Origin of the sequence: Ferroglobus sp., assembly GCF_015521575.1 — an archaeon.
Classification (GTDB): Archaea; Halobacteriota; Archaeoglobi; order Archaeoglobales; family Archaeoglobaceae; genus Ferroglobus.
In genome coordinates this window covers 1-2,528 of sequence record NZ_WANY01000218.1, presented here as the reverse complement: position 1 = coordinate 2,528, position 2,528 = coordinate 1, and the positions used below count along the sequence as shown (strand labels likewise).

4 protein-coding genes are annotated in these 2,528 nt (G+C 44.4%); 2 read left to right on the top strand and 2 right to left on the bottom strand.

What is annotated here, in order from left to right; translation table 11 throughout:
* Positions 1 to 513, top strand: a 513-nt coding sequence (locus F7C14_RS08705; protein WP_290901912.1) for a nickel-dependent hydrogenase large subunit, incomplete at its 5' end; no start/stop codon positions are given.
* Between the two features lie 3 nt (positions 514 to 516).
* On the opposite strand, the gene F7C14_RS08700 is transcribed toward F7C14_RS08705, so the two are convergent.
* Positions 517 to 1,065 carry a DUF99 family protein gene (locus tag F7C14_RS08700; protein WP_290901910.1) on the bottom strand — a complete coding sequence of 183 codons (549 nt, stop codon included), beginning with the start codon at positions 1,063 to 1,065 and terminating at the stop codon, positions 517 to 519.
* 36 nt (positions 1,066 to 1,101) lie between these two features.
* The gene (locus F7C14_RS08695; RefSeq protein WP_290901907.1) at positions 1,102 to 1,947 is read right to left on the bottom strand and encodes a CAP domain-containing protein; all 846 of its coding nucleotides are present in this window, start codon (positions 1,945 to 1,947) and stop codon (positions 1,102 to 1,104) included.
* A 36-nt stretch (positions 1,948 to 1,983) separates the two neighbouring features.
* Between F7C14_RS08695 and F7C14_RS08690 the strand changes: the two genes are divergently transcribed.
* The coding region (locus F7C14_RS08690; RefSeq protein ID WP_290901904.1) for a toprim domain-containing protein at positions 1,984 to 2,528 on the top strand (545 nt) is incomplete at its 3' end.

Here is a 2,528-nt window from a genome sequence, read left to right as displayed (position 1 = left end):
CTTCCAAGAATGGTGGCAAAGGGATACAGAGACGGATGGGAGGTCGGGGATCCACTCGACTTGAGGAAGAATCTCGCCGGAGGGAGGACAGCTTCAAATGCCTTGGCAAGAAACATAGCGAGGATTCAGGAGGAGCTCGTGCTTATCGATTACCTCGAAAGTCTCTTGCTCGAACTGAAGGACTACGCTGGCAAGAAAGCTTACGTGAAGTACGAGATAAACGACGGGGACGGAGTAGGTCTGAGGGAAGCTCCAAGAGGTGCCTTAGGACACTGGGTGAAGATTAGAGGTGGAGTAATTCAAAACTATCAGGTGATCGCTCCAACAACGTGGAACGTTTCACCAAGAGATTCGAAGGATCAGATGGGTCCGCTCGAAGAAGCTCTGATAGGAACTCCCATAAGCGAGGAGGATCAGTGGAACGTAATAAGAGTTGTACACAGCTTCGATCTGTGTTTGGCTTGCACTGTGCACGTTTACAGCGAGAAAAGCAGTTGGACGATTAAAATTTAATTTTTAAACTTTCCCTCTACTCTCTCCGTGTATTATAGCCGAAGCTACCAAATGGGCTATTCTCAAAGCTTCTGGAACGTTACCCTTTGCTGTTGTTTCTTTTATGACCTCTTCTGCAAAATCGAGATCGCAACCCTTGATTTGAACGAAAAGGTTACCGAGTTCATAAATCTCCCCAGCTCTTTCGAAAAACTTCATTCTTATTTCCGGCATGGAAACGTTTTTTATCGCTTCTCTTATCCGCTCCATGTTTGGCTTCTTTCTCATGATCACGACTACCGGAACCCCCGTTTTTTTGTAAACCTCTTCGATATCGACGACGTTAAACCCGCCAAAGGTTATTCCGCTTAGAAATACGCACTTCAGCTGTTCTCTAAACTTCGATTTCGATATCATCTTTACGATTTTTTCAGTCGCATCGAAACCGTCTACCGAAATTTTCTCCACCATGAAGCCCTCGACGTAACGCGATTCGGTAACGCATCCCACCAAGTAGCAGTCATCACCTTTGAAGCTGTCATCAAACCCCACGACTCTGACCTTTTTCTTCATCGAATCAACTTACCGGAAATTCTATTAAAGCTTAATCTAAAGGGGATACTCTATCTCGATTACTCCTTCGCAATCTCTCAGAACTTTCACAACAATAACATCATCCTTGCCGTAAAGCTCCTTACCCTCTACCTCGAAGCAGTTTTTTGGAGCGGTGCGAACCCTCACTTTCACAACTCCTTCGAATTCCTCGTCAACTGGCTGGATGAATATCTCCTGACCTTTTTTGAAGGAAGATGAAATTGTGTAATTGTTTAGAATTGCAATCAACGTTACGTACACGCTTTTCCCTTTTGCGAAACATCCAACTCCGGCGTGGCTAAAATCTTCGAGCATGACTTTTCTGTGCCCTCTACTTCTCTTCCAGCTTTCGACGCATCTTTCTGCTATGAATTCCTCGTTCACCGTTGATTTCAATCCGGAAATTCTGTAGATGTTCTCTCCAACAGTCAAAAAGTATATTCCCCTTTCTCTCAGCAAATCGTAGGCGTTTTTTCCAGAGCTGTGGGAAAATTCGTTCACGAGAAACATGCTTTTCTCCCTTGCAACCTCAGCAACTCTCTCGCTCCAATTTAGGGGTTTTAAATTATTGTCTTCTCTAAATTCGTTGAGTTTGTGGAAAATTAGCTGTTCTATCAGCTTTAAGTCAAGTTCGCTCGCTTCAAAAAGAAGCTCTTTTTCTGAAAGCTCGACGACGTCGAAAACGTCTTCGAAGCGGTACTCGAACTCTCTACCCTTGTACTCGCCTCTGAATATGAAACCCTTTGACAGAACATCTTCCGGAACATCTACGCACCCTTTAACGTGAAGAACTCCGTTTGGCGTTACCAAAAATCCGCTCAGGGGTTTTCTACTCTCTTTTACCCTGAAGCAGATTCTCACAAAAGGTTAATATCATCGAAGCAATATAGCTGTTGCGTGTGGTTGATTGTAACGGAGAAGAATCAGACAGCAAAAAGGATTGCTCAGATACTTTTTGGGAGTTTTCAGGTTAAAAAGAAGTACGGAGTAAACTATTACCTGAACGGTGACGCTTGCGTTGTGGGTTTAAAAGGACACGTCGTCGAGTACGATTTTCCTCCCGAATACAACGACTGGAAGAGAGTGGAATTGACTTCTCTCTTGAACGCGAGGATAATTAGGGTTGTCAAGGAAAAGTCGATAGTCAAGCTGCTTGAGGAACTCGCCAAGGAATCTGACAGGGTGACTATTGCCACGGATTACGATAGGGAGGGAGAGCTCATAGGACTTGAGGCTGTTCAGATAATAAAGAGGGTGAATCCTAACGTGAGGATTGATAGGGTTAAGTTCTCCGCAGTAACTCCCGAGGAGATTAGGAAGGCATTCTCTTCTCCGGGAAGAATAAACGTAAATCTTGCAAAAGCTGCGGAAACGAGACAGATAATTGATTTGCTTTGGGGTGCTGTTTTAACGAGGCTAATTTCCCTCTCCTCTGGAAGACT

Coding starts and splice junctions, on each gene's coding strand:
- F7C14_RS08700 (WP_290901910.1), bottom strand. CDS start 1,065: ATGAAGAAAAAGGTCAGAGTCGTGGGGTTTGATGACAGCTTCAAAGGT.